We start from the raw sequence: 26989 nt of genomic DNA on the forward strand, positions 1-26989 counted from the left end.
TCCCTAGTGCTTGACTGCGCCTTCTGTCAGGGCGCGTACGAAGTATCGTTGCAGGACGAGGAACAGGACCACGACGGGCACGCTCATCATAAAGCTGGCCGCCATCAGGCCCGGAAAGTCCGTCGTGTTTTCCGAGAAGAAGCGCTGGATGCCGACCGGCAGTGTCAACTGGTCGTTCTTGGAGAGGAACGTGTAGGCGTAGATGTACTCGTTCCACGCGCCGATGAAGGAATAGATCGCCGTGGCGATGATTCCTGGCGCCGAGAGCGGCATCACGATCAGGATAAATGCCTGGAACCGCGTTGCCCCGTCGATGCGCGCCGCCTGCTCGAGCTGCACCGGGATGTTGTCGTAGAAGCCCTTGAGGAGCCAGATTGCCAGCGGCAGGCCGAATGTGAGGTAGGTGAGAATGAGCGACCCATGCGTGTTCACCAGCCCGATCGCGCGCATCAGGATGAAGAGCGGCACGAGAAAGATCACCGCCGGGAACATATTGCGAAGCAAGACGGCGAAGAACAGGAAGTTCCGGCCCGGGAAGGTGAAGCGCGAAAACGCGTAGGCCGCAGGAACCGCCACGATCACCGAAAGGATGGTCGTGGCAGTGGAGACGAAAAGGCTGTTCCAGAAGAAACGAAGGAAGTCCTGGCCGACGCTGTTTTGCGGATCGAGCAGCTTCTGGTAGCTGTCAAGGGTGGGTTGGTCAGGCCACCATTGCGGCGGGAATTGCATGGCCGCGAAGCCGGACTTGATCGAGGTGATCAGCATCCAGATCATCGGCAAGGCGGTGTAAAGCAGCATGAACGCGAGGAAGATGCGTCCGCCCCACCGCCATCCGTCGATGCGCATACGGCGACGGGCCTGGCCTCGAGGAGCAGTCTCGGCAATCGTGCTCATGCGGTCCCATCCTTCCGCTCGTTGCCGCTTAGCGCACGGACGTAGAAGTAGCCGAGCAACATCAGGAACAGGAACAGCAGCACCGAATAGGCCGATGCCACACCCCAGCGCTGACGGCCGAAGGCGAGCTCATAAATGTGGGTGATCCAGATATGCGATGCGTTCGACGGCCCGCCGCCGGTCATGATCCAGGGGATGATGAAAGAATTGAAGTTGGCCACTGCCAGCAGAAGGATCGTCACCGTCGAGACGTTTCTCAAATGCGGGAAGGTGACGTGCCAGAACCGCTGCCATGCATTGGCTCCGTCGACTCTTGCGGCGCGCAGCAACTGGTCGGGGACTGTCTGCAGGCCAGCCATCATCATGATCATGGCAAACGGAAACTCCCGCCAGATATTGACGACGATCAGGGACGGCAGCACTGTGCTGACGCTGTCGATGAAATTCGGCGGTCGGTCGGCCAATCCGAGGCCGACCAGCACCGCGCCGATGATCCCAAAGTCCGAATGGTAGATCCACTTCCAGATATAGGACGCGGCGACCGCGCTGATGACCCAGGGAATGATCAGGACGGCGCGCAGGAGGCCGCGGCCGACAAAGTCACGATGGAGCGCCAGCGCGGTGGCAAACCCCAGGACAAATGAGATGAAAGTGGATCCCAGTGTCCAGATAAGAGTGTTCGAGGTGACCTTCCAGAACACCGGACTTGTGAGGATGGCGGTGTAGTTGCCGAGGCCGATGAAAATCTTGTCCCGGAGCTGCAGGCCAGGCGGCGTATTAAAGAACGACAGCTCGATCGTGTAGTAAATCGGATAGGCTATGACGATGAGCATCACGGCGATCGCGGGGAGCACGTACGCGTAGTCAGCGCGATGCTCCCAAATCTTTCGCAGCACGCCGGACCTATCGGGTTGCAGTCTTCGGCGAGTCTCTGCCTTGCCGATCAAGATCGTCACCGTGGCGTGCCCTTATTCTTCGGAACAACCGGCCGCACTCTCGGCGCAGCCGGTCAGATCGTGGTCAGGCTTGGACTAGAGTCCGCCGTCCATCAGGTCTTTTACCTTCTTGGCCGCGTCGTCCGCTGCCTGGTCGACGGTCATGGCTCCGGTCAGGGCATTCTGCAGCATGTCCGGGACGATGATATTCATGATCTCGGGGGACTGCGGCAGCGCCGGGAACGGGATGCCGTATGGCAGCATCGAGGTCGTGACATCAAGGAACTTGATGTTGTCCAGACGCTCCTTCATCCATTTGGTCTTGAAGCCGTTAAGGTTTCCCGGGTTCGAGCCGGCGTAGGCCATCTTCAGCGACCATTCGGGGCTAGACCACATGCAGATGATAGCCTTTGCAGCCGGCTCGTCTACCTTGCCGCCCTCGACATACTCGGGCTTCAGGATGTGAATGTTCGAGCCGCCAAACACGACGGCACGCTTGCCATCGGGGCCAGTCGGAATCAGACCGTAGCGCATGTTGTCGATGACGGTCTGCGCCTTGTCCTTGTCGGTGCCCGTCGCCTTCTTCTGCAGGTCGAGCATGACGTTGTAGTCGGACGGGTGCGAGACCATCATGCCGAGCTGGCCAGCGAGGAAGAGGGGCTGGTTATCTGCCTGCTGGTTGGTGAGTGCCGAAACCGGAACCGACTTGTCGCGAACATACATATCGTACGAGGCTTGCAGCGCCGCCTTGCTCTGCGGGCTGTTGAGCTCGACCTGCTTATAGGTCGGGCTCGCGGTGGCTTCGTCGAAGACGCCGCCGCCATAGGCCCACAGCTGCGGCATGAAGCGATACGGCGTATTGCCGGCATTCTTGCGAGCCACGAGGCCGTAACCGGCAATGCCGAGCTTGTCGTGGATCTGCTTGGAATACTTGACGACGTCGTCCCAGGTTGCCGGAGCCTTGTCCGGATCGAGGCCTGCACGCTTGAAGATGTCGGCGTTCCAGATGAACGCCATCGTCTCGTTGTTGGTTGGAATGCCGTAGGTCACGTCCTCCCAGGTCACGGCCTTCATTGCGCCGGGCCAGAAGTCCTCGGTCGAATACCCTACATCCTCGGGTTTGAGCGGCTGCAGATAGCCCTTTGAGGCGAACTCGGTTCCACCCAGGATTTGCAGGCGGACCGCCATGGGCGCTGCATTGCCCAAGAGCGCGGTCCGGAACTTGTCCAGAAGGTCGTTATAGGTGAGGGCTTGTTCCTCAAGCTGGATGTTTGGATAGGTTTTGCGGAAGGTCTCGAAGAACTCCTTGTAATACTGGCGCAGGAGGTCGGGGTCGCCCTCGAACACGCCCTGATACCAGAAAGTCAGTCGCCCCTTGTAGTCGAGCGGGGTGACCTTGCCGCAATCGCCCGCCGTGTCGAAATCCTGCGTGCCGGCAATGGAGCGCACATATTCCGGCGACCACTTGCTCAAGTCGACCGGCGCACTCAGCGCCGACGCGGACATCAGCGATACCATCAAAGCAGTGGAGACAGTGCCGCGCAGGATGGCACCGCCGAGTAAAATCCTCGTCATAGGGTATCCTCCAGGTTCTCTCCCATGCCGCTCTGCATCGAGGCGAACGGTCTTTGTTCATCGGCCGCGGGACGCTTTCAGCCAATGTATCCCTTCGAGATTTTTATACATTTCCAGATCGCGAATTGCCTGTCAACTAGACAAATCGTACATTGTTTATAGCAATCTTGCGTGATAACGAGATCAATGTGTGTATTGATTGGGGACAGCCTTGGCCGAAACAAGCGATTTTAAAGCAAAGCCCCCCGAAGGGATCGACGCTCTCGGGGCCTCCAGCGAGGGCGCCTCGCTTTATCAACTGATCAGGGAAGACATCATCGAAGGGCGGCTCGCCGCCAACGAGCGACTTGTGGTCACCGATCTCGCCCGGCGCCACGGCACCTCAACCAACCCCGTGCGCGAGGCTCTGCAACTGTTGCGGGGCGAAGGCTTTGTCACCCTCGTTCCCAACCGCGGAGCGCGCGTGCGGCCCATAGATCAGGATTTTGTTCGGGACATCTACGAGATCGGAGTCTTGATCGAGCCGGCACTGACGCGATGGTTCGTGAATATGGCCACCGTCGAGGACATTGCTGAACTCGAACGCATCCAAGGCCTGATTGAAGAAAACGACTTCGCCGACACGTTGAGGCACAGCGAGCTGGACACCGCCTTTCACACCGTAATGTACCAAAAGCACTACAACCGCCATGCCGCCGAGCTTTGGTGGAAGCATCGCGAAGTGCTTCGAGCCGTGAGCCGGCGTTTCAACTTCACGCTCGCCCGGCGTGCCGCGATCCTTAGCGAGCACCGTGAGCTCATCGCGCATGTAAAAGCGGGAAATGCGAACGAGGCAGCCGAACTCATTGCACGCCATGTCGAGGGCTCCGGCCGGCACATCCTCGAACACATGCGTGCGCGTAACGCCGCTCGGGCAGGATAGAATACATAGCCTGGAATATCGTTATCCCGACCACGTCAGTAAAGGCAGTTGAGATGAAAATCACCAGCGTTCGGCCGTGGCTAATCAGATCCGATGCTTCTTATTGGGGAGAGTTTCTGTTCGTCGAAGTGACAACCAACGAGGGGGTGAGCGGCTGGGGAGAGATCACCACCACGACAAGGCTCGCCAATCGCGCCCTCTGCACGATCCTGCGGCAGATCGGTGCCGCTGTAACAGGCGAGGACCCGGCGCGTATCGAGTATCTGTGGCACAAGATATTCCGCAGCTTCACCTATATGGGCAGTCGCGGCGCCGCAGTCGAATGCGTAAGCGCCATCGACATAGCCCTTTGGGACATCCGAGGCAAAGTTCTTGGTAAGCCGATTTACGAGCTGTTGGGCGGACCGGTACGCGATGAAATCGCGCTCTACACCCATCCCAACCAGGCCAAATTTACCAGCAAGGAGGCTGTGGTCCGCGAAATTAGAGACATCGTCGAGTCCGGCCACACTGCGCTCAAGTTCGATCCTTTCCCCCACCAAGGCCGCACCGCCGATGGACAGTCTCGCGAGCAGCGGGACGGCTACCTCGATGGCAGCATGACCCGCAAGGACGAGCGCGAAGCCGCCGAACTCACGGCTCTGATCCGTGAAACCGCGGGCTCTGATGTCGACATTCTCATCGATGCGCATGGCCGCTTCGACGTTCCCACCGCCATTCGCCTCTGCCGGAGCCTCGAGGAAGCCGGTCAGATCGACTGGTTTGAGGAGCCCTGTCCGCCCGAGAGCCTCAACGCTCTGAAGCAGGTCCGTGAGAAGGTCAGCGCCGCTATCTCGTGGGGCGAGCGCGGCCACACGAAGTGGGATTTCGTGCCGGTGCTCGAAAACAAGCTCGCCGACTACATCATGCCTGATGTCACCTGGACCGGCGGCATTACCGAACTCAAGAAAATTTCTGCCCTATGCGAAGCCTACTACATCCCGGTCTCGCCGCACGACGCAGCGGGACCGATCAACGTGGTTGCGGGAGCGCAGGTGATGATGACCGTTCCTAACTTCTACAAACTCGAAACGTCGGAGTGGAACCTGGGCAAATACGATCACCTCATCGACACACCACTCGATGTTTCGAACGGCAGCCTCAAGCTTACGCCGAAGCCTGGCCTCGGCGTTGAGATGAACCGCGACTACCTTCAGGGCCACGAGATAGAGCTGGACTAGCTAGCAACGCTCTGCGTCGCCTCAGCATGCGCGACGACGAGCCCCGCCGACCAGAACGAGGACAAATCATGCCAGAGGCAGATGGAGCCGACGAGGCGCTCAATCGGGTGAACACGCATTCCAGGCCATCCGACCTTCGCATCACCGACATGCGGGTAGCCGAAATTGTCGGCGCGCCCTTCACCTCGGCGCTGCTCAAGATTTACACCAACCAGGGCATCGTCGGGCTTGGCGAGGTGCGCGACGGCGCCAGCGCCACCTACGCGCTGATGTTGAAGAGCCGGTTGCTTGGCGAGAACCCTTGCAACATCGACCGCCTGTTTCGCCGGATCAAGCAGTTCGGCGGGCACGGCCGGCAAGGCGGCGGCGTATCGGCGGTCGAAATCGCGTTGTGGGATCTTGCCGGCAAAGCCTATGGCGTCCCCATCTACCAGATGCTCGGCGGCCGGTTTCGGGAGAAAGTGCGCGTCTACTGCGACACCGACGCCACCGTGCCGAGCGGCACCGAGACCGGGAGGCGCCTCAAGCAACGCATGGAGCTCGGGTTCACCTTCCTCAAGATGGATCTGGGGCTGATGCAGATCGCGGATGTGCCCGGTGCGGTCGTGTCTCCTGCCGGCTCACTTGAAGGGTACCGCGACCACCCCGGCCGCGGCCCGCTGAAGACCATTGAAGAACGGCGCGTCCGCAACGCTGCGTACGATTTGCATAACGTCCCGCACCCGTTTACCGGCCTCCACTTTTCCGACAAGGGCCTCGACTTCCTTGAGCAATACATTGCCGAGGTTCGTGAGGTCATCGGCATGGATATTCCGCTCGCCATCGACCACATCGGCCACATCTCAGTGCAAAACGGCATTCGCCTTGCCAGGCGAATTGAAAAATACGTGCCAGCCTGGCTCGAGGACGTGATCCCGTGGCAGTACACCGAGCAGTATCGACAGTTGCAGGACGCCACCACGGTTCCGATCTGCACCGGCGAGGACATTTACCTCAAGGAGGCCTTCGGGCCTTTGCTCAAGAGCGGCGGCATCTCGGTTATCCACCCGGACCTGCTCACCAGCGGGGGCATCCTCGAGACCAAGAAGATTGGAGATATGGCGCAGGACCATGGTGTCGCCATGGCCATCCACATGGCAGAAAGTCCAATCGCCGCAATGGCCGCGGCACATGTGGCGACCGCGACCGAAAACTTCATGGCGCTCGAATACCACTCCGTCGATGTCGACTGGTGGGACGATATCGTCACTGGCCTTCCCAAGCCACTCGTGAAGGACGGCTTTATCACTGTTCCGGACAAGCCGGGCCTGGGGATTGACGACGTCGTCGACGAGGTGATCTCGCAGCATCTGCAACCGGGTGTCACCGGCATCTGGCAGCCCACGGATCACTGGGACGATGAGTATTCCTGGGATCGCACCTGGAGCTGAGGCGAAAAGGAACGAAGATGAAGATCACCGACCTCCGCTGCGCCGTTATCGGCAAACACCCGATCGTCCGCATCGTTACGGACGAGGGCCTCCATGGCTTGGGCGAAGTCGAATTCACCAAGTCCTACCTCAAGCCCTGGGTGCTGCATTTCCGCGAGGCGCTGATCGGCGAGGACCCGACCGACGTCGAGAGAGTGATGCTGAAGATCCGCCAACGCGGCTCTTTCAAGCCGTACGGCGCGGCGGTAAGCGCTATCGAGCATGCGCTGTGGGATATTGCCGGCAAGGCCGCGGGCGTGCCCGCCTATAAACTGCTCGGCGGCAAGGTGCGCGACAAGGTGCGCGTCTACAACGGCTCGATCCGCCGGAAACGCACGGGCGACCGGCCGGAGGATTACGCCGCTGACGTCAAATGGATGATGGAGCAGCCGCAGAATTTCTTCATGGTCAAGCAAGGGATCTCGTTCCACTCCAACATGAAGGATACCATTGAAGGCTTCCACTACGGCGCGACGCAGAAGAAGGCCGGCTATCACGGCGCCATGGATCAGGGCGTGATCAGCGAGCGCGGTTTCAATCACATGCTCGACTGCGTGATCGCGATGAAGGAAGTGCTGGGCGACAAAGTCAGCCTGGCGCTCGACTGCGGCCCGGGCTGGATGCTGCCCGATGCGATCAAGTTCGCTCGCGCGGTCGAGAAGTACAATTTGATGTGGCTCGAGGACATGCTGACTGGCGACTATGTGCCGTGGGTCAATCCGCAGGCCTATCGGGAACTGACCATCTCCACCTCGACACCAATCCATACTGGCGAGCAGATCTACCTGCGGCACAATTTCAAGGAACTGATCGAGACGCAGGCGGTGCGCGTCATCGGCCCCGATCCAGCCGATATTGGCGGTATTGCCGAACTCAAATGGGTCGCCGAGCACGCCTACATGCACTCGATCCTGATGGCACCGCACGGGGTTGCCAACGGCCTGCTAGGCCTCGGCGCGTTGATCAATGTCTGCGCCACCTTGCCGGCAAATTACATCGCATTTGAATATCCGAGCGCCACCGACCCCTGGTGGGAGGATCTGGTAGTCGGCTTGCCCCCGCAGATCGTGAAGGACAGTATGGTCGACCTACTGGAAGCGCCGGGGCTGGGCCTCGATATCGATGCCGAAGCGGCCAGGAGATATCTCAGGGAAGAGGATGCGGGCTTCTTCGACTGAACCTCCCTCCACCTGCTTGACGTGAATCGTCTACGCAAATGACGGGAATGACACGCTTCGGGTCATGCGGCGCTCAGAAAGGCCCGCCGGTATGGGAAGAGGCCCTCTTTTCCGTCTGGAGTTTCGAGGGCGCATTTTCTGCGCCCTCGTCCTGTTACTCAGCCGATGGCCATGAGGCTTGCATTGCCGCCGGCAGCCGCGGTGTTGATCGACGTCGACACCTCCTCCAGCAGCCAATTCAGGCAATAGGCCTCGGGATCGCTCGCCAATTCCTCGGTCGTCGCGGCCTGGACCAGCAGAAGCGGGCCGGGCAAGTGAGCGATCTTCTGATTGACGGCCAGAACCCTGTCACGATCGCCTTCGACGAGGGCGCCTGAGAACGGTCCGTCCTTTTCCCAATCCGATGTCCAGGAAATCCGGCTGGCGACAGCCGCCGGAAGATCCGCCAGGACTGACTTCGATAGGGAACCTGCGTCCACGACGATGTGGTTGCCGGTCGACAGGGCTGCGGCGATCTGGCGATGAAGCCCGCCTTCCGTCTGCGGCACGACGAGAATACGGCCGCGGGGATGGAGCGCATAGAGATTGAGCTCCCCGACCGGACCGGTGAGCTCACGTTCGAGCCCGAGCGCCGAACGGCTCGCATATCCACGCGCCACTTCCCCCTCGCCCGACAGGCCCTTCTTATCGAGCCAGACAATGTAGTCACGAAGGGCAAGGTCCGTATGAACGGAATCCTGCTGCGGCGGCACAGGCGCACGCTGCACCAGCCGGCCGATATAGAGCGGACCGCCGGCCTTCGGACCCGTTCCCGACAAACCGCGGCCGCCGAAAGGCTGCACGCCAACGACGGCGCCGATGATATTCCGGTTGACGTAGAGGTTTCCAGCCTTGATGCGGCTGGTCACATGCGCGATCGTTTCATCAAGCCGGGTGTGAAGCCCGAATGTCAGACCATAACCCGATGCGTTGATGTCGTCGATCAGACGGTCGAGCCCGTTTCGCCTGAAACGGATGACATGCAGCACCGGTCCGAAGACCTCCCTCGTTAGGTCCGCCAGCGACTTGATTTCGATGATCGTCGGCGGAACGAACGTCCCCGCCGCCGCACTTTCCGGCAGCCGCAGTTGATCTACCGCGCAACCGGCACCACGCATCTTCTCGATATGCTGGTCGATCTCCGCCTTTGCGCTATCGTTGATGACAGGGCCGACATCGATGCTCAGCCGATCGGTACGACCGATCGTCAGTTCACGGAAGGCGCCCTTCAGCATGTTGAGGGTCCTGTCGGCGACATCGTCCTGAAGGCAGAGAACCCTGAGCGCCGAGCAGCGCTGACCGGCGCTATCGAAAGCAGAGGCAATGACGTCGGCCACCACCTGCTCGGCCAATGCCGAGGAGTCGACGATCATGCCGTTCTGACCGCCTGTTTCAGCGATCAGCGGAATCGGCCTGCCGCTCGCCGACAGCCGTTCCGCCAGCTGCGCCTGGATCATGCGGGCAACTTCGGTCGACCCGGTAAACATGACGCCTGCCGTCTCCTCCGCCCCGACCATGCCGGCCCCAAGGCGGCCGCTGCCGGGCACGAACTGCAAGGCACCAACGGGCACACCCGCCTCGTGGAGGATCTTCACGCTTTCCGAAGCGATGATCGGCGTGACGCCGGCAGGTTTTGCAAGCACGGGATTGCCGGCCACCAAGGCTGCGGCGACCTGTCCGGTGAAAATCGCCAGCGGGAAATTCCACGGGCTGATGCAGACGACCGGGCCGAGCGGTGCATGCGAGGGGCCGAGGGTCTTGCGAGCCTGTTCGGCATAGTAGCGCAGGAAGTCGATGGCCTCACGCACCTCGCCGACGGCATTGGCCGCGGATTTGCCGGCCTCGCGCATGACGATGCCCATCAGCGTCTTGATGCGGGCCTGCATGATGTCGGCCGCCCGCTCCAGGCAGGCGGCACGCTCGGCCGGCGGCACGGCAGCCCATTGTGGCGCATGCTCCGCCGCCATGTGAACGATGCGCGCGGCCTCCTCGACCTTCACTTCGGTCACCGTGCCGACAACATCCCGGTGATCGGCAGGATTGAGAACCTCCCGCGTCACCCCATCCGCAGAGCCGTCGGCAAGGATGGGAAGTGCGTGCCACGGGGCAGCAGCCGTGGAGGCGAGCGCCTCAGCCAAATCCGAAAGGGTGGCCTCGTTCGAAAGATCGAGACCATCGGAATTGGCCCGGGCATTGCCGTAAAGAGCCTTCGGCGAGGCGATCTGCGCATGGGGCGCGCCAACGACAGGCATGGCTGCGACGATTTCGGCGGGATCGGCGATCAGGGCCTCGACCGAGACATTCGGATCGGAGATGCGGTGCACGAAGGAGGAATTGGCACCATTTTCCAGAAGGCGTCGCACCAGATAGGCGAGCAGCGTCTCATGTGTTCCCACAGGCGCATAGATGCGGCAGGGCCGGTTCAGTCTTTCCTTTCCGACGACCTCGTCGTAGAGAGGTTCGCCCATGCCATGCAGGCATTGGAACTCGTATTTGCCGACAGCGAAATCAGGACCCGCCAGACGATAGATCGTCGCGAGCGTCTGCGCGTTGTGGGTTGCAAATTGTGGGAAGACCGCATCCGGAGCATCGAGCAGCTTGCGCGCGCAGGCGACGTAGGCGACATCGGTGTAGATCTTGCGGGTATAGACCGGATAGTCGTCGAGACCATCAAGCTGGGCGCGCTTGATCTCTGCATCCCAATAGGCGCCCTTGACGAGACGGACCATGACCCGGCGCCCGGAACGGCGCGCGAGATCGATGATGTAGTCAAGGACGAAGGGGCAGCGCTTGCCATAGGCCTGCACGACGAAGCCCAGCCCGTTCCATCCGGTCAGCTCCGGGGCAAAGCAAAGCTCCTCGAGGAGATCAAGCGAAAGCTCCAGCCGATCCGCCTCCTCCGCGTCGATATTGAGGCCGATATCATAGGTCTTGGCGAGAACGGCCAGCGCCTTGACCTTCGGCAGCAGCTCACCCATCACCCGGCCAGCCTGCGACCTGCTGTAGCGCGGATGCAGGGCCGAAAGCTTGATCGATATGCCCGGGCCGTCATAGATGCCGCGCCCGTCCGACGCCTTGCCGATGGCGTGGATCGCCTTTTCGTAATCCCGGTAATAACGCTCGGCATCGGCGCCCGTCGTGGCCGCCTCGCCCAGCATGTCGTAAGAATAGCGGAAGCCGCGCGCTTCCAGCGGCCGGGCGCGCTTCAGCGCCTCTGCAATCGTTTCGCCGGTGACGAACTGCTCGCCCATCATGCGCATCGCCATATCGACGCCGCGACGGATGACCGGCTCGCCGGCGCGCGCGATCAGCCGCGTCAGCGCTGCCGACAGGCTCCGGTCGTTGACCGTCGAGGTCAGCTTGCCGGTGACGACGAGACCCCAGGTGGCGGCGTTGACGAACATGGATTTTCCGCCGCCGATATGTGAGGTCCAGTTGCCCTCGGCAATCTTGTCGCGGATCAGCGCGTCCCGGGTTTCGGTATCGGGAATACGCAGCAGCGCTTCGGCGAGGCACATGAGCGCCACGCCTTCCTGGCTGGAGAGCGAGTATTCCTGCACCAGCCCTTCGACACCGGTCCCCTTGTGCTTGGCGCGCAACGCCTCGATCAGGCTGCGGGCCGTACTGCGAATGTCATAGCGTTTTGCCTCGGAGACACGCGCTGCGGCAACGAGCGGCGGCAGGCATTCGGTTTCCGGTCGGCGATAGGCTGCCGTGATGGCCTGGCGAAGTTCGGATTGCGGTCGGATCGGTGGAGCAAAGCCGGAGAACGGCGCGCCGTCGACGGGATCATGGGAGGGCGTGGAGGGGGGCGCTGCGTTCAACATGGGAGTCCCTATTCAATCGATGTTTGGTCTAGCGGATAAATGGAACAGCGGGCTCATCGTCCCAGAGCGCATCATCCGTGAAAGCGGGGCCGGAATATTCGGTCTCGCGAAGCGGGCGCGCATTCGGCTTGTCGCGCTTGAGGGTGAGTGCCGCCGCCACGGCCCTTATTGCCACCGGCCGGTAGTGAACGAGCAGGTCGGGTTTTTGGTCATCATCCGCTTCGTTGTTATGCATGTATGATCCCCCGTTTTGAGGTCGACGCCGATACCGATCACAGCGCTCTTTCACCCGGCACCTAATCTATCACAGCCATAAATCGCGATCTCACTTGATTTTTACAGTTTCTAGGCCGTATGAACTTATTAATGCGTCATCGAGAGTTCAAATGGCCACAGAAACTGACATCCTTAGTGAATTGGACCAGTTCGATAAAAAAATCCTCGCCGCACTCGCCGAGGACGGAAGGCTGTCGATCACCGATCTGGCTACGCGTGTCGGATTGTCGAAGACGCCATGCCAGATCCGCTTCAAAAGGCTGATCAGCGAAGGATACATCGAAGGCTTCAAGGCCATCCTTAATCCGTCGAAAATGCAGCTCGACCACATTGCTTTCGTCGAAGTGAAACTCTCCGATACCCGCGAGCATGCGCTGAAAAGCTTCAACGATGCCATCAAGAAGATTGGGGAAGTCGAAGAGTGCCATATGATTGCAGGCAGGTTCGATTATCTCTTAAAAATCCGCACCCGCGATATCGGCCGCTACCGTCGGGTTCTGGGCGAGCGTATCTCGACGCTGCCTCACGTCGCCAGCACATCGACGAATGTCGCCATGGAGACGGTCAAGGAAGGCTGGGACAAGTCCGGTTCGAGTTTTTCGTGAATGTGATCCCTGGGAGGCTATGACGAGCTGCCGGTGAGTTGCCGTAGCAATCCACCCACAGCCAGTTCAGCCATCTCTCGCTTTCCGACCGCGTGCGCTCGGTTTCACCGGCACGCTTTTGCCGTACTCATTCCACCATGCCGTCAAAGCCTCCATGGTGGGGCCGAGGCCCCGCGCTTTTTGCGTGATCTCATATTCGACGCGCGGAGGAACCTCCGCAAAGATGGTGCGGGACACGAGCCCGTCTGCTTCGAGCTCGCGGAGTTGCACCGTCAGCATGTGTTGGGTGATGCCGGGAATAGCCTTTCTCAGTTCGCCAAACCGGTAGACCCGCTGATGTAGCAGCCACATGATTTCCAGCTTCCATTTGCCGGAGAGCAGCGCGAACGCGCGACGCATCTCCTCATGCATATTGATTTCGCCATCGGCCATGGTCTGGTTTTCCATACTAACTGCAAGTAATTCATCCTACTTGCAAAGATAAACCTTAGACGACATTTTCCATCCATGCATCAGGGGCGCAGTAAAAGAAGCGCCTCTCACATAGAAACCGACAGACCCGACGAGAGGAATGTTGCTGCGTGGGCAGCGACAGGGATGAACTTATGCTTGAATTTTACGGATACTGGACCAGCACGGCACTTCTATCCGTGCTCTACCTCGCCTCAGCCTACATGTATGCCACAAAGGGACCGTGGGTTCGCGAGGCGCTGACGGAACTCGGATATAGCGCGAACAACCTCGTTCCGTTCATGATCATTGTTAAGGTCCTCGGCCCGGTCGCGATCCTTTCGCGCGTCAGCGTCCCGCTCAGCGATCTCGCCTATGCCGGCATCTTCTTTCACCTGCTGCTATCCGGCCTTGCGCATATCGGCGTTCGAAAACCTGTCGGCGCTCTGCCAGCGGCGATCGGCCTGGCGCTGCTGATCACCTCGTTCATGACGCAGAACGACGCCCGCGACCTCCCTTCCCCTTACATCAAGGCCGCCGCCCACTGACGCCTCGATGAATCCCAAGCCTTATCAAATGGAGATACACATGGATCGACTCAATGGAAAAGTTGCCGTTATCACCGGCGCAAGCCGCGGCATTGGCCGCGCCACCGCAAAGCTGTTTGCGGCTGAAGGCGCGAAGGTCGCAGTTCTTTCGCGGACATCCGAAGGCGTCGAACACGTTGTCGCGGATATCGTCGAAGCGGGCGGCGCAGCACTCGGCGTCGTCTGCGACGTCGGTGAAGCCGATCAGATCACCGCCGCGGTGGACAAGGTTGTCGCCGCATACGGCCGCATCGACATTCTCGTGAACAATGCTTTCGATGGTTCTGCGGTCTTGTCTTCGGTCATCGACCTTTCGGTAGAGCAAATGCAACGGAACTTCGACACCGGGCCGATCGCGTATCTGCGCTTCATGCAGGCTTGTTATCCTCACCTTAGAGAAGGCGGAGAAGGGCGGATCATCAACTTCGGTTCGATGGCCGGCATCATCGGGTTGGCTGGTTACGGTCCGTACAACATGGCCAAGGAGGCGGTGCGCGCGCTGACTCGCACGGCGGCACGCGAATGGGGTGCCGACAGGATCACCGTGAACAACGTTCTGCCGGTCGCGAACACCTGGGGCGCCGCGGAAAAGGATGTTCCTCCCCCGACGAACGCGCTCGCTCGTTTTGGCTCGCCGGAAGACGACATTGCCCCGGTGGTGCTGTTCCTGGCCAGCAAGGATTCCCAATTCATTACGGGATACAGCCTTACCCCCGACGGCGGCGCGATCATCGACAGCGCTCGATAACAGGCCTCGGCAACCGTTGATGGGCAAGGGGCGCAGTCTGTTGCGCCCGTTGTCCGGCGGAGCCTCTCGACATGAGTGTTGGTTACCTATGCCGGTAGCGAAAAGCTTCGACGAAGGCGGAGAAAGCAGGGGATGGATGTCGCCGGCTGGGGTAATAGAGATGATATCCTTGGAACGTGGGAGCCCAGTCCGCGAGCACTTCCTTCAGTCGGCCGCTGTCAAGATATTGTCGGACGAGGTCCCTCGGCGCATAGGACAGCCCCATGCCATCAAGAGCGGCATTGATCGCCGGTTCTATGTTGCTCATCACGAGTTGGCCCTCCACACGAACGCTGAACTCGCGACCATCCTTTTTGAACTCCCAAGCATAGAGCGCGCCTGAGGTGGAAAGCCGCAGGTTGACGCAATTGTGGTCCGTCAAGTCTTGCGGGGTCGAAGGCGCGGTGCGGCCCGCAAAGTATTCGGGTGATCCAACCACGGCATAGGAGACGTCGGGACCGATGCGAACCGCCACCATGTCGCGCGCGATTGCTTCGCCGAGCCGCACGCCGGCATCGAACTGGCGTTCGACGATATTTGTGAAACCATTGTCGATGATGAGTTCCACGGTGATATCAGGGTAGTCACGCAGAAATGCCGGCAGCCTTCCACGGAACACGAGGTTGACGGCATCGTCGGGACACACGACCCGGACTTCGCCTGAGGGTTTGTCACGTAGCGCCCCGATCGCGCGGATCCCGGCGGCGATGCTTTCGAAATGGGGTTGAACGCTTTCCACGAGACGCGCACCGGCCGCAGTGGGAGCCACATCACGCGTCGTGCGGGAGAGAAGCCGGACACCGAGCCGTGCTTCGAGCGCGCTGATCGTATGGCTCAGCGCCGAGCGCGTGACTCCCAATTTTGATGCAGCGCGGGTGAAACTCCGCTCCTGAGCCACCTCCAGAAACGCACGCATTTCCGTGAACTCGTCGCGCCGCATTGTTGAATCTCCTTCATCACGACGTTCAGATTATAGCTTCTAGTCGCGCAAAACCAGTCCGGCTATCTTTTTTGGCAACGGACAGGAGCACATGTATGACCGTCGAATTGACATTGAATGAGACCTCACTGACGGAAGACGCGGCGACCTCATGGACGGCGGTGACCTGTCTCTCGCTTCTCACTTTCCTTCTGGTGGGGTTGGAATTTCTCCCCGTGAGCCTTCTGACCCCGATCGCCACGGACCTCTCTGTGTCAGAAGGGCAAGCCGGATTGGCGATCACTGTGTCGGGAGTCTTCGCGGTTATCACCAGCCTTTTCGGCAATGCATTCTTGGCGAGGATCGACCGGAAGTCTGTCGTCTTGCTCTATACGGCGGTTCTCGTTGCATCGAGCTTGGCGGTTGCCCTCGCACCCAACTTCCCTGTCTTTCTCGTCGGGCGGTCCCTGGTCGGCGTTGCGATCGGCGGCTTCTGGTCGCTGTCGACGGCTATTCTGGCACGCCTGGCTTCGGACCGTGACCTGCCCAAGGCCATTGCGCTTCTTCAAGGTGGCACCGCATTCGCGCTCGTCCTTGCCGCGCCGCTCGGCAGTTTTCTTGGCGGGTTGATCGGATGGCGCGGAACCTTCTTCATCACCGTGCCAATCGGAATTGCCGCGCTCGTCTGGCAACTGGTCGTCCTGCCGAGGATGCCGGCGACCTCAACCGTCTCGGTGGCCAGAATATTCGGGCTGCTGCGCAATCGCACATTCGCGATTGGAATGGCGGCGACAGGTCTCGCGTTCATCGGCCAGAACGCACTGTCCATTTATCTTCGTCCGTTCCTCGAAGGCGTCACGGGACTGCAATTGAATGTCCTGTCCATGGTGCTTCTCGGCCTTGGCGTCGGAGGACTAGCTGGAACCTCCGTCATTGGCTTCGTCGCCCAGCGGCACCTCCTCCTCGCTCTCGTAGGTTTGCCGGCCGCTCTTGCGTTCATTGCCCTGCTGCTGATCGCTCTCGGGCCGTTCGCGGCGGTTACGGCATCCCTGCTCGTCATGTGGGGATTTTTCTCAACCCCGATTCCGGTCGCCTGGAACACCTGGATGGCCGCCATCGTCCCCGGTGAGTTGGAAGCGGCAGGTGGGCTGCAAGTGGCACTGATCCAACTTGCCATTGCCGGCGGCGCTTTCGCTGGCGGCATGCTGTTCGACACCGCGGGATGGTGGAGCACCTTCCTTCTGGCCGCCTGCCTTCTCGCCGGTTCGGCTGTCCTCGCAGCCCTGGCCGGTCGCCGTTCCTGATTCAGAAACCCCAAAACAGGAGATCATCATGTCTCAAGGAATCGAAAACAAAGTGGTCGTCATCACCGGGGCAAGCAGCGGGCTTGGCGAAGCCACCGCGCGTCACCTTGCTGAGCGTGGCGCTTCGGTCGTCCTCGGCGCTCGGCGTAGCGAACGCATCGCTAAGCTGGCTGAGGAGCTGGCCGCCAAGGGCTATAAGGCCAAGGCAGTCCAAACCGACGTCACGGACCAACATCAAGTCAAGAAGCTCGTCGACACGGCCGTCAACGCGTTCGGTCGCATCGACGTGATGCTGAACAATGCCGGCCTGATGCCACTTGCGCCGCTCGAACGGCTCAAAGTTGACGAGTGGGATCGCATGATCGACGTGAACATCAAGGGGGTGCTCTACGGCATCGCAGCAGCGCTTCCCCACATGAAGGCGCAGAAGTCGGGGCACATCATCAACGTGTCCTCCGTCTACGGCCACGTGGTCGATCCGGGTGCCACCGTCTACTGCGCGACGAAATTTGCCGTGCGTGCCCTCTCGGAGGGGCTGCGGAAGGAAGTGAAGCCATACAACATCCGCACCACGATCATTTCACCCGGCGCGGTGAGCACCGAACTCCTCGAACACATCAGCGAAAAGGACATCCAGGCGGGCACCAAGGAGTTCGTCAGCAAGATCGCCATCAGCGCGGACACATTCGCCCGAACGGTCGCCTTCGCGGTGAACGAACCAGACGATGTCGACATCAACGAAATCCTGTTCAGGCCCACGGCTCAACCTGTCTAATGCGAGGCGTGCTATGTCGATGACATCCAAGTTCATGAGCCGTCGCGCGGTACTGGGCGGAACTTTGGCCGCCGCCGCTCTACCTCTCGTGGCGCAAGGGCAAGACGAAGACCGCCCGGCGAGTCCCGAGGCGACAGACGTCAGGATCAGGATAGGCTTCAACAATCTAACCCTGACAGCGACACTCTCCGACAATCCGACGGCACGCGATCTCGCTTCCATGCTGCCCTTGAACCTCAAGATCGAGGACTACGGCAGGAACGAAAAGATCGTCCATCTGCCGCGCAAGCTGACCGAAGAAGGCAGTGGTGCTTTCGGAAACGAGCAGCCGGGCGACCTTTGCTACTTCAAACCGTGGGGTAATCTGGCCCTGTTCCATGCGGCCTACCGCTGGGATGGGCTGATCCGGCTCGGCCGCTTCGACGATGGCTTCGCTCCGTTGCTGGTGCGCGGCGAGTATCCGGTCCGCATAGAACGCATCTAACAAGGGTTCCATGGGCGGAATCTGAAATCGCTTTCCTCTCAAGCATGAAGGACCCAATGACGATAAATTTCCGCAATTGGGAGCAACTGCCCCTTTCCAGGCGGACTCGTTCTTCTCAGCCCCGAGCCAACGTGCGGCCTACTGCGGTCTTTGGATTTCACAGTAAACAATGCTGCGGTTTGAGCCGGACCAAACAGACACCTTCACATCCGCCCCGGTCACGCTTTCACCGGCGATCAAGCCCATCTCTCGTTCTGACCGCAACAGCAGCGCCCAGTTCATAAATGTCTCCATATAGCCATCGACCTCCGTCTCCGGGGAGAAGTTGGCGAATAGGAATGTACCGCCAGGCTTAAGCATGCTGACGCACTTCTTGGTCAGCTTTACGGCCACCGCGTCCGGCAAATAGTCATAGAGACCCGCGGCATAGACGAAATCGAACAATCCCAGCGCATGTCTTCCACCGAGCAGGGATTTGACCGACCCGTTCACCGCTTCGACGGACGTGCCGGCGAAATCGCGGGTGACGGTTCCAACGCTCATCGGGTCTTGATCCAGAGCTACCCAGCGTCTGATCGCGCCGGCGCCGAGAGCGCGTGACAAAGGCCCCTCACGAAGATGCCCGGCCGCGATGGCGAGGACTTCGGTGGAACCAGGCCGGGCCGAAGCGATTTCGTCAACGCGGCGAGCCAGAATGTCTCGGCGCTCTCTTACCGCGACGGATGACGAAGCATTTCGAGTGTAGGCGTAGATCGAACGTCCCAAGTTGCTGGCTGATAAGACAGCGTCCTCAATCTCAGGTCTGCCGTAGATGAAGTCGAGAAGGCGTGCGTCGCCAGAATAGCCGCGCGGCTTTTCGAACGACCAGCGGGTCAATGGATCTTGATGAAGATAGTGAGCAACTGGATGAGATTGCGCGATCGGAACGATGACGTCCCACACCTCCGGATGAAAGCGCCGCCGTATCTGATGCAAGGCGTCGGTAAGACGCTCGATGATCGCATTAGGCTCGACGCCGGATTTGAACTGACGGATCGATACGTCAAGGCTGAGGGCAAGCTCGGCTCTGGCAACGATAAGGTGGCCGGGATCTGGGGCAGCAACCCTTCTTGCCGCCCGACGAATTTCACCTGGCGCAACAAGACTTTCACCGTCTAAGACCAGGCTTTGTTCCATTTCGAGACCCCTTTGACATAGCGTTAAGCATAATCAACCTCGAAATAGGATGCGACTAGAATCTACACGGGATAAGAGTATTTCTACTATTGCGGGTCAGATCCTATCCCTCTAAGAGTGCTCAGCAATAAGACCAATCGGGTTCAGGTTGCAGAATGTAACTTTGGAGGGCGCCGAAGTATGGCTTACTTTTTACCTTCTCTATATCGTTGCCAGGCCGGTGTTTTTGCATGAGCGCGGCTTACGCTAATGTGCGGCGCGACGAATTGACCGTCAGCTTCTCATTTGCCGAGGCCCTCAAGTCTCTGGAAACTGAAAATGATGCTGCCCGAAGGCGGAGCTCACGGCATGGTCTTTGGATCGCGGTCGTCGTTTATGTGGCCTTCGCACTTCCAGATCGATGGCTTATCCCGGACGTTGCGCCTGTGACGATCGCCGCGCGATTCGTCATTGCAACGATCGCACTGCTGGCTTTCGAAACCTTGCGGCTGGCAAATGCGAAAACCGTCTGGCTTGACATCACATGTGCCGCCGCACTGCTTGTGGGCTATGTGGGTTGGCTTTACCCGGCGATTGCCACCCGCGACGTCACCGCCATGTCATACTACATGATATTCGGCGCCATCTTCATGATGGGCGCCAACCTCTTTTTCAGTTTCCCGTTTCGGCTTTCGGTGATCACCTCGAGCCTCGTTCTCTGCGCATTTTTCGTTACCATCGAGGAATTTTTTCCTTCAAGCCAAACCTATAAGCTTGCCTTCGGGCTGTTCTACATTTCGTGCTTTGCCTTCACGTCTTTCGTCAATTGGCGATTGAACGTGGAGCGTCGAAACGTGTTGCTGAACGCGGCGGAGGCTCGCCACCAGCATTGGGAAGCGTCCGAGCGCGGAAGGTCACTGCTCGAGCTTTCACATACCGACTACCTGACGGGCATAAGCAACCGGCGCGCTGTGGATCGGCGACTCGACGAATGCTGGGCCGCCTGGAAAGACGAACGCCGCGACTTCTCCGTGTTCCTCATCGACGTCGACTTTTTCAAGCGCTTCAATGATCGCTACGGACATCAGCAAGGAGACCGCTGTCTGACTGTCATCGCCAATGCGCTGAAGGCGGTTGTAGAGTCGTCCAATGGCATGATCGGCAGGTATGGTGGCGAGGAGTTTATCGTGGTCATGCCGGTCGCCCTCCCCAAGGTAGCGATGACTCTCGCCGAGAAGATCAGAATGGAAGTCGAGTCTCTTGCCATTGCTCACGACGAGCGACCAGATGATATGTCGATCGTAACCGTCAGCATCGGCGTCGCCTTCACCCGCGAGAAAGTTGGAGAGAAAGTTGAACGAATAGTACGTGAAGCCGACCTCGCTCTCTACAATGCCAAAGCAAGTGGCCGAAACTGCATTCGTAGTTTTGATCCGTTGTTGCCTCGCCCCGAGGACTATGCTGGTAAGCTCGTCCCGCTGCTGGCGGCCGCCATTGATCGCAAACTGGTCTCGCTCGTGTACCAACCGATCTTCGACGTGACGAACGAGAAAGCAAGAGCTGTCGAGGCTTTGATGCGCCTCAGGATGCCGGACGGCACCGCGGTTTCGCCGAAGACGTTCATTCCCGTTGCAGAACGAAGTGGCGCTATCCTCGAACTGGGCAGGTGGGCGATCGAGACGGCATGCCGTGATATACTGATGACCGATCGCATGGCTACCGTCAGCGTCAACGTGTCGCCAATACAACTGCGTTCTCCCGGCTTTGCTTTGAGTGTCGCTGATATCCTTGCTCGGTGTGGGGTCTCCGGGTCGCGACTAGCCTTGGAAGTCACCGAGGGCCTGGACATGGATATGCAGTCGGAGGTGCTTAAATGCATTGCCGATCTGCGGGCACTCGGCGTCGAGATCTGGCTTGACGACTTCGGCTGCGGCTTCGCGGGTCTCTCTTGGCTGAGGGCGATCGAGTTTCAGACGGTCAAGGTCGATAGAACCTTCCTGCACGACTGCTCGAATCCACGCGGTTTGATGATGCTTCAGGACATGATTGCTCTCATCCGCAATCGTGGGAATACGATCCTGGTGGAAGGCGTCGAAACTGCAGCACAATTTTCCCTTCTCAAGGATCTTCGCATCGACCGCGTCCAGGGCTTTCATATGGGAATGCCGGTTAGCGCTGAACTGCTGAGCGCGGCATAACTCGACCTCAAGGTTTTTCCAGATGGCTCAGCACGTTGCCGATGATCGGTGCGTGGCGTGTGACGGCTTTGCGGATTCGGACGTAAGCGTGGCAAGCATACCCTATTCCGGTCGGCTTATCTTCTCGCCGGGCGGTACGCTTTCCGTACAGGCGATGAACCCGGGCGCCTCGGCCGAACCGACTACCTACACGGCAACCAAAGCAATTGGGGCCATCTCAACGAGGGCTGTACCATCATTGTCGGAAGTCTTGCTTTTAGACGGATCACGCCGTCTGATGTAGCGAGGCAAAGGATCGTTGAAGGCAGAGGAATATTCAGCGGCTGAACCTGAGAATGAGGATCGAGATGGATCACGCCAACAGCCCGCAAGCATCGGCGAGCGAAGATAAGGAAGCGCGCAGGCTTCAATACCTGACCTGGGAACACATTGCGTCGGACCTTGATCATCCCGCTCACCTCGCCCGCAAGGCGGAACTCCGGCGATCATGCGGTGCGGAGTTGGCTGAGACGTCCTATGTCGCGGAGCATGCCGCGATCTTCACCGAAAGCCTAATGATGGGCGAGCGATCCTGGATCGCCGGGCAGGCACTCGTCCGCGGCCATGTGATCCTCGGCGACGATTGCACCATCAATCCATATGCCTGTGTTTCCGGCAAGGTGACGTGCGGCAACGGGGTCCGGATTGCTTCGCATGCCTCGATCGTCGGCTTCAATCATGGCTTCGAAGATCAGACTATCCCCATTCACAGGCAAGGTGTGGTTAGCATCGGCATAGTGATCGGTAACGATGTCTGGATCGGCGCCAATTCAGTGATCCTCGATGGCGCAACAATTGGAAATGGTGCGGTGATCGCCGCCGGAGCGGTGGTTACGGGCGACATTCCCGCCATGTCGATTGCCGGTGGTGTGCCCGCCCGGGTGCTGCGAGCTAGAGGCTCGGCACCCAGGAAATCCGGCACTGGAGACGTCGAAGATCGATTGCTCAGGCTGGGTCAGAAAGCGAAAGAGCAATGGCCGGATATTCTTGCACGCTGGAAAACGCAGGGAGCCTATGAATCGCTGGAAGCAGACGGCGTCCGCAGACCGGCGATCAGGCATTTATGCGATGCAATCGAGATCGCTGCCGGGTTCGGCCACCTGCCACCCGACCTCGATCCGGCGGAGACGGTCCAGCTTCTCCAAGGTCTCCAAGAACGGGAGACCGGCCTTTTCCCGGAAGAGCATTCGCGGGAGTACGGGAGGGCATTGAGGGATGATCCAAAGGCGCTCTATAACGTCCTTGCGGTTGGATATGCGCTTGAACTGCTTGGTTCCGGTCCACGGCAACCTGTCCATGCGGTCGAGCTCGACGCAAGAGAGCTGGATGAATGGCTGAGCGCCCTGCCCTGGTCAACCCGGGCCTGGCACGCCGGCAGCGTGGTCGATGCGATCGGAACCGCCATGTACTTCAATGCGAAGTATTTCGGCATCAGGAATTCCCGGCAGGAACTCTTCGAGTGGCTGAGCCGGAATGCCAATAGCGTTTCGGGGCTCTGGGGTGAGCCGACCGCGGGGGAAGGATGGCTCCAACCTGTGAACGGCTTTTATCGCCTGACGCGTGGCACCTACGCCCAGTTCGGCGCGGCACTTCCCCACCCGCATGCCTCGCTCGAAACAGTTCACCTCAATTATCGCAACCACAAGGGCTTCGTTGCCGCGAAATACAATGCGTGCAACCTGCTCGATACGATTCACCCTCTGCTGCTGATTGCCCGGCAGACCGACTACAGGCGGGCTGACGGGGAGGCGATCGCCCGCAATCTCATATCAAGGGCTCTGGATAGATGGCGGGATGGCGAGGGGTTTCCGTTTGCCGACGGTGGTCAACCGAGCTTGCAGGGGACGGAAATGTGGCTTTCCGTCATTCATCTGGCGGCCGATTTTCTGGGCCTGGCAGACCGCTTCGCCTTCGTCCCCAAGGGCGTCCACCGAACGGCCACTGTAGGATTGGGCTTGTGAATACGGCTTTGATCAACCGTGCAGTGATGCCGTCAGCCAGGCGGCGGCAAGGTCGCGCGCGTTGCTTCGCTTGGCTTTGACGGGCACGATCACGTTGTAACGATCTTCCGCGGCAAGCTCGCCACCGCCGATCCGCACCAGGGTTCCATCCTCCAGAAAGGTGCCCACCAGCATGCGCCATCCCAAGGCAATCCCTTGCCCTACGCGCGCGGCTGCGATGGTTTCGGTATAGTGGTTGAACCTAAGCGACGGTTTTACCTCGATGTTGGCGCCGGTCAGCGAAAACCATTGCGCCCAGCTATACCAGGAACGATCGAGAACGTCGGTTTCGATGAATTCGTCGACGGAGCCTAGCGGGCCATCTCCTCGACGCCTGAGGTAATCGGGAGAGCAGACGGGGCAGATGACGTCGCCGCGCGAGGCGATGACGGTTCCATCGTTGAAGGGGGGCACACCATAGCGAATTGCCACATCGACTTCTCCGTCGTCGAGAGCGATCGGGCTGTCCTGGGATATCACTCGCACCAGAATGCCTGGGTTCGCTCGGCGGAATTCGGCCAGCCGCGGCAGCAGCCAGAAGGAAGAGAATGCAACGGTCGCCCCTATCGTCAACACGTCCCGGCTGCGCGACTGGATCGCCTCCACGCTCTCGGCAATATCGGCAAAACTCTTCGCCAGGGTGGCTCCGAGGTTGATGCATGCCGTTGTCGGCTCGATTGCCCGATGCTTGCGCACGAATAAGGGTTGGCCGAATTCCTCCTCCAGCAATGCAATCTGCCTGCTGACTGCCGCCTGGGTGACGCCCAATTCGGTCGCAGCCGTGGTGAAGCTCTTCTTTCTGAGCACCGCCTCCAGAGTGACCAGTGCCGTCAGCGACGGGATCCGTCTTCGGAAATGCATCGCAACTCCTCTTCACATGATAAAAACTCATGCGAGCGTGATTTTTTATGCCGTTGAAACGCCTGCGCTGCAAGCGCAATCTGGGGAAACTCTCGCATAAGAGGTTCTCATGCTAAACAGACTTCCATCTTCCATTTCAGCCCTTCTCGACGCTCGAGCCGACGGTCACTCTTTGCCGGCCGGCCTTTACGTCAGAGAAGACGTGTTCGAAGCAGACATCGACGTCTTCTTCCACAATCACTGGATCTGCGTCGGTCTGGACTGCGATGTTCCCGAGCCCGGCGACGCTACGGTGATCGATATCGGCAAGACGAGCCTGATCCTTCTGCGCGACGACGACGGAGAAATTCGCGTCCTGCACAATGTCTGCCGCCATCGCGGCTCCCGCCTTCTCGATCCGGGCAAGACGATCGTCTCAAAACTCGTCTGTCCCTATCACACCTGGACATACGAACTGACGGGTGAGCTCAGCTACGCGCCTCACATGGGAAAAGACTTCGACAAGGAGTGCCGGAGCCTCAAGCCCGTCACGTTCAAGTCGATCGGCGGGCTGATTTATGTCTGTCTCTCCGACAATCCGCCCGAGGACATTGCTATCCTCGAGCAAGCCATGACCGAGCGCCTCGTCCCCTACGACATCCCGAACGCAAAGATTGCTTTCCAGACGGATGTCATCGAGGATGGCAACTGGAAGCTCACGATGGAGAACAATCGCGAATGCTACCACTGCTCCGCAAACCACCCGGAGCTTTGCGTCTCTTTCGTCGATCTCGACTTCGGCTTCGACCCCGAAACGCTGAGCCCGGAGGATCGCGAGCAGGCCGAGGAGCATTTCAGGCTGTATGAAGAACAGACAAAGGCGTGGGAGGCTGACGGCTTTCCCTCGGCTGCCGTCGAGCAGCTCGCCGACTGCGCCACCAACTTCCGCACCCAGCGGCTGATCATATCAGGCGCCGGTGAATCCCAGACCCACGATGCCACCGCCGCATCCTCCAAGCTGCTTGGGCACATGACCCGCAAGGATCTCGGCGACATGCATCTTTGGGGCCACAACAGCTGGAACCACTTCATGGGCGACCATGCGGTGGTGGCAACCGTTATTCCGCTCTCCGCGGGCAAGACGCTGGTTAGAACCAAGTGGCTGGTCCACAAGGATGCCGTCGAAGGCGTGGACTACGATCTCGACAAGCTGACGGATGTCTGGGTCGCAACGACCGACCAGGACGCCGATCTGGTTGCCCGCTCTCATGCCGGCGCGACGGACCCCGCTTACCAGCCAGGCCCGTACTCCCGCTTCTCGGAGACGAACCTCGACAAGTTTGCCACCTGGTACATCGACCGGATGCGCGCCCATGGATACTAGGAGCCCGCAGGCGCCTGCAGCCAGGGCCGCCCTTGACGCCGTCTGGAACCCTGAAGAAGACGACGCGCTCGTCTGCCTCGACGTTCAGCAGGAGACCCACGACGTCAAGACATTCACCTTCGCATCCCGTGAGGGCAAGCGGTTTGCGTTCAAGGCAGGACAGTATTTTCTGTTCGACCTGGAACACAATGGAGAGGCTGAAAACAGGTGCTACAGCATCTCCTCCTCGCCACATCGGACGAACGCCTTCTCGGTGACCGTAAAGCGCGTTCCCGGCGGAAAGATCTCCAACTGGCTTCATGACACCCTGGTTCCCGGGGCAACCGTTAAGGCGAGCGGCCCACTCGGCCATTTCGTCAGGCCCGAGACGTCGAGACCGAAGCTTCTGCTTTTGTCCGGCGGTTCCGGCATTACGCCCGTCATGTCCATTCTGCGTGAGATCGCCGACAGTTGCGAGCCCGCCGACGTCGTCTTCATGCATGCTGGCCGGACACCACAGGATCTGATCTTTCGCGACGAACTGGCCTGCATCGCCCACAGGCTGAAAGGCCTTCGCCTCCATTTCCTCCCGGAGACCGTGGCCGGCGAGCCATCCTGGCCGGGTCTGACCGGTCGCATTTCGAAAGACTATATCGGGCTTGCAGTTCCCGATATCGCCGAGCGAACCGTGATGTGCTGCGGCCCCGCCCCATTCATGGCCGCTGCGCGCGGTATTGCCGCCGAGCTCGGCGTCGCCGGCCCGAACTACCTGGAGGAAAGCTTCGATGCCGCGGTCATCGACGAGCCCGAGATCCCCGCGGTTCAGGAGGCCGCTGCCAAGGTCTTTCAGGTCACCTTCTCGAAACAGGCCCGCAGCATCGACGTCTCCGGCGACCAGAGCGTGCTCTCTTGCGCGAAGAAGGCGGGCGTCAGGATCCCGTCGTCCTGTGCGAACGGCGTCTGCGGCACCTGCAAGTCGAAGCTCGCCTCCGGAACCGTCGACATGAACCACAATGGCGGAATTCGTCAGAGGGAAATTGACGCCGGCCTCTTTCTGCCCTGCTGCTCGAAGCCGCTCAGCGATCTTGTCATCGAGCGCTGAGCGCCCGGTAACGTCGCGTCATTCACCGACAACAGGGACTCACTGA

At 59.8% G+C, this 26989-nt stretch carries 23 protein-coding genes; 14 read left to right on the forward strand and 9 right to left on the reverse strand.

Features of this window, described 5'->3' with window-relative positions; genetic code table 11:
* Positions 1 to 3 precede the first annotated feature (3 nt).
* The 3 genes from ELH03_RS26740 to ELH03_RS26750 all read right to left on the reverse strand — a co-directional run bounded on the left by ELH03_RS26740 (position 4) and on the right by ELH03_RS26750 (position 3404).
* Positions 4 to 894, reverse strand: coding sequence for a carbohydrate ABC transporter permease (locus ELH03_RS26740; protein ID WP_128402150.1), 891 nt, complete (start codon positions 892 to 894; stop codon positions 4 to 6).
* On the reverse strand, positions 891 to 1850 hold the full coding sequence (locus tag ELH03_RS26745; RefSeq protein WP_128402151.1) for a carbohydrate ABC transporter permease: 960 nt from the start codon (positions 1848 to 1850) through the stop codon (positions 891 to 893). The genes ELH03_RS26740 and ELH03_RS26745 overlap by 4 nt, the downstream gene beginning before the upstream one ends.
* Positions 1851 to 1925: 75 nt before the next feature.
* The gene (locus ELH03_RS26750) at positions 1926 to 3404 is read right to left on the reverse strand and encodes an ABC transporter substrate-binding protein (protein WP_128402152.1); all 1479 of its coding nucleotides are present in this window, start codon (positions 3402 to 3404) and stop codon (positions 1926 to 1928) included.
* Positions 3405 to 3615: 211 nt separating this feature from the next.
* On the opposite strand from ELH03_RS26750, the gene ELH03_RS26755 reads away from it, so the two are divergent.
* The 4 genes from ELH03_RS26755 to ELH03_RS26770 all read left to right on the forward strand — a co-directional run bounded on the left by ELH03_RS26755 (position 3616) and on the right by ELH03_RS26770 (position 8193).
* Entirely contained in the window at positions 3616 to 4326 is a 711-nt protein-coding gene (locus ELH03_RS26755) for a GntR family transcriptional regulator (RefSeq protein WP_018246003.1), read from the forward strand.
* 53 nt (positions 4327 to 4379) lie between these two features.
* Positions 4380 to 5546, forward strand: a complete 1167-nt coding sequence (locus ELH03_RS26760; RefSeq protein WP_128402154.1) for a mandelate racemase/muconate lactonizing enzyme family protein — start codon at positions 4380 to 4382, stop codon at positions 5544 to 5546.
* 68 nt (positions 5547 to 5614) lie between these two features.
* Positions 5615 to 6976, forward strand: coding sequence for a mandelate racemase/muconate lactonizing enzyme family protein (locus ELH03_RS26765; protein ID WP_128409763.1), 1362 nt, complete (start codon positions 5615 to 5617; stop codon positions 6974 to 6976).
* Positions 6977 to 6993: 17 nt separating this feature from the next.
* Positions 6994 to 8193, forward strand: a complete 1200-nt coding sequence (locus ELH03_RS26770; RefSeq protein ID WP_130766936.1) for a mandelate racemase/muconate lactonizing enzyme family protein — start codon at positions 6994 to 6996, stop codon at positions 8191 to 8193.
* A gap of 158 nt (positions 8194 to 8351) precedes the next feature.
* Here the strand turns inward: ELH03_RS26770 and putA are convergent, their stop codons facing one another.
* Complete coding sequence (gene putA / locus ELH03_RS26775; RefSeq protein ID WP_130766937.1) at positions 8352 to 12059, reverse strand: trifunctional transcriptional regulator/proline dehydrogenase/L-glutamate gamma-semialdehyde dehydrogenase; 3708 nt, start codon at positions 12057 to 12059, stop codon at positions 8352 to 8354.
* Between the two features lie 28 nt (positions 12060 to 12087).
* A complete protein-coding gene (locus ELH03_RS26780; RefSeq protein ID WP_128409765.1) occupies positions 12088 to 12294 on the reverse strand; it encodes a hypothetical protein in 207 nt (68 codons plus the stop codon).
* Positions 12295 to 12445: 151 nt separating this feature from the next.
* Between ELH03_RS26780 and ELH03_RS26785 the strand changes: the two genes are divergently transcribed.
* Positions 12446 to 12940 (forward strand): Lrp/AsnC family transcriptional regulator, encoded by a 495-nt coding sequence (locus ELH03_RS26785; protein WP_128402158.1) that lies wholly within the window; start codon positions 12446 to 12448, stop codon positions 12938 to 12940.
* A gap of 66 nt (positions 12941 to 13006) precedes the next feature.
* On the opposite strand, the gene ELH03_RS26790 is transcribed toward ELH03_RS26785, so the two are convergent.
* Positions 13007 to 13387 carry a winged helix-turn-helix transcriptional regulator gene (locus ELH03_RS26790; protein WP_105008943.1) on the reverse strand — a complete coding sequence of 127 codons (381 nt, stop codon included), beginning with the start codon at positions 13385 to 13387 and terminating at the stop codon, positions 13007 to 13009.
* Between the two features lie 158 nt (positions 13388 to 13545).
* Between ELH03_RS26790 and ELH03_RS26795 the strand changes: the two genes are divergently transcribed.
* On the forward strand, positions 13546 to 13938 hold the full coding sequence (locus ELH03_RS26795) for a DoxX family protein (RefSeq protein ID WP_128402159.1): 393 nt from the start codon (positions 13546 to 13548) through the stop codon (positions 13936 to 13938).
* 40 nt (positions 13939 to 13978) lie between these two features.
* Positions 13979 to 14725 (forward strand): SDR family NAD(P)-dependent oxidoreductase, encoded by a 747-nt coding sequence (locus ELH03_RS26800; RefSeq protein WP_130806823.1) that lies wholly within the window; start codon positions 13979 to 13981, stop codon positions 14723 to 14725.
* 82 nt (positions 14726 to 14807) lie between these two features.
* Here the strand turns inward: ELH03_RS26800 and ELH03_RS26805 are convergent, their stop codons facing one another.
* Positions 14808 to 15704: a LysR family transcriptional regulator gene (locus tag ELH03_RS26805; RefSeq protein ID WP_128402161.1), complete on the reverse strand. Its 897-nt coding sequence runs from the start codon at positions 15702 to 15704 to the stop codon at positions 14808 to 14810.
* Between the two features lie 95 nt (positions 15705 to 15799).
* On the opposite strand from ELH03_RS26805, the gene ELH03_RS26810 reads away from it, so the two are divergent.
* Genes ELH03_RS26810 through ELH03_RS26820 form a run of 3 tightly spaced genes read left to right on the forward strand, consistent with a single transcriptional unit; the run spans position 15800 to position 18246 of the window.
* On the forward strand, positions 15800 to 16987 hold the full coding sequence (locus tag ELH03_RS26810; RefSeq protein ID WP_128402162.1) for an MFS transporter: 1188 nt from the start codon (positions 15800 to 15802) through the stop codon (positions 16985 to 16987).
* A gap of 28 nt (positions 16988 to 17015) precedes the next feature.
* Entirely contained in the window at positions 17016 to 17762 is a 747-nt protein-coding gene (locus ELH03_RS26815; RefSeq protein WP_128402163.1) for an SDR family oxidoreductase, read from the forward strand.
* 13 nt (positions 17763 to 17775) lie between these two features.
* Positions 17776 to 18246, forward strand: coding sequence for a cyclophilin-like fold protein (locus ELH03_RS26820; RefSeq protein ID WP_128402164.1), 471 nt, complete (start codon positions 17776 to 17778; stop codon positions 18244 to 18246).
* Positions 18247 to 18384: 138 nt separating this feature from the next.
* Here the strand turns inward: ELH03_RS26820 and ELH03_RS26825 are convergent, their stop codons facing one another.
* Positions 18385 to 19422, reverse strand: a complete 1038-nt coding sequence (locus ELH03_RS26825; protein ID WP_128402165.1) for a class I SAM-dependent methyltransferase — start codon at positions 19420 to 19422, stop codon at positions 18385 to 18387.
* Positions 19423 to 19652: 230 nt separating this feature from the next.
* On the opposite strand from ELH03_RS26825, the gene ELH03_RS26830 reads away from it, so the two are divergent.
* Together ELH03_RS26830 and ELH03_RS26835 are read left to right on the forward strand one after the other, a co-directional pair.
* Positions 19653 to 21599 carry a putative bifunctional diguanylate cyclase/phosphodiesterase gene (locus ELH03_RS26830; protein ID WP_128402166.1) on the forward strand — a complete coding sequence of 649 codons (1947 nt, stop codon included), beginning with the start codon at positions 19653 to 19655 and terminating at the stop codon, positions 21597 to 21599.
* Between the two features lie 347 nt (positions 21600 to 21946).
* The gene (locus tag ELH03_RS26835) at positions 21947 to 23599 is read left to right on the forward strand and encodes an acyltransferase (protein ID WP_130766938.1); all 1653 of its coding nucleotides are present in this window, start codon (positions 21947 to 21949) and stop codon (positions 23597 to 23599) included.
* Between the two features lie 12 nt (positions 23600 to 23611).
* Here ELH03_RS26835 and ELH03_RS26840 read toward each other — a convergent pair whose 3' ends face one another.
* Positions 23612 to 24499, reverse strand: a complete 888-nt coding sequence (locus ELH03_RS26840; RefSeq protein WP_128402168.1) for a LysR substrate-binding domain-containing protein — start codon at positions 24497 to 24499, stop codon at positions 23612 to 23614.
* 109 nt (positions 24500 to 24608) lie between these two features.
* On the opposite strand from ELH03_RS26840, the gene ELH03_RS26845 reads away from it, so the two are divergent.
* Together ELH03_RS26845 and ELH03_RS26850 are read left to right on the forward strand one after the other, a co-directional pair.
* Entirely contained in the window at positions 24609 to 25862 is a 1254-nt protein-coding gene (locus ELH03_RS26845) for an aromatic ring-hydroxylating oxygenase subunit alpha (protein ID WP_128402169.1), read from the forward strand.
* Positions 25852 to 26943, forward strand: coding sequence for an FAD-binding oxidoreductase (locus ELH03_RS26850; RefSeq protein WP_128402170.1), 1092 nt, complete (start codon positions 25852 to 25854; stop codon positions 26941 to 26943). Before ELH03_RS26845 ends, ELH03_RS26850 begins: the two co-directional genes overlap by 11 nt.
* The last annotated feature ends 46 nt before the right edge of the window (positions 26944 to 26989 follow it).

It is taken from the genome of Rhizobium beringeri (genome assembly GCF_004306515.1).
In the GTDB taxonomy this organism is placed as follows: Bacteria; Pseudomonadota; Alphaproteobacteria; order Rhizobiales; family Rhizobiaceae; genus Rhizobium; species Rhizobium beringeri.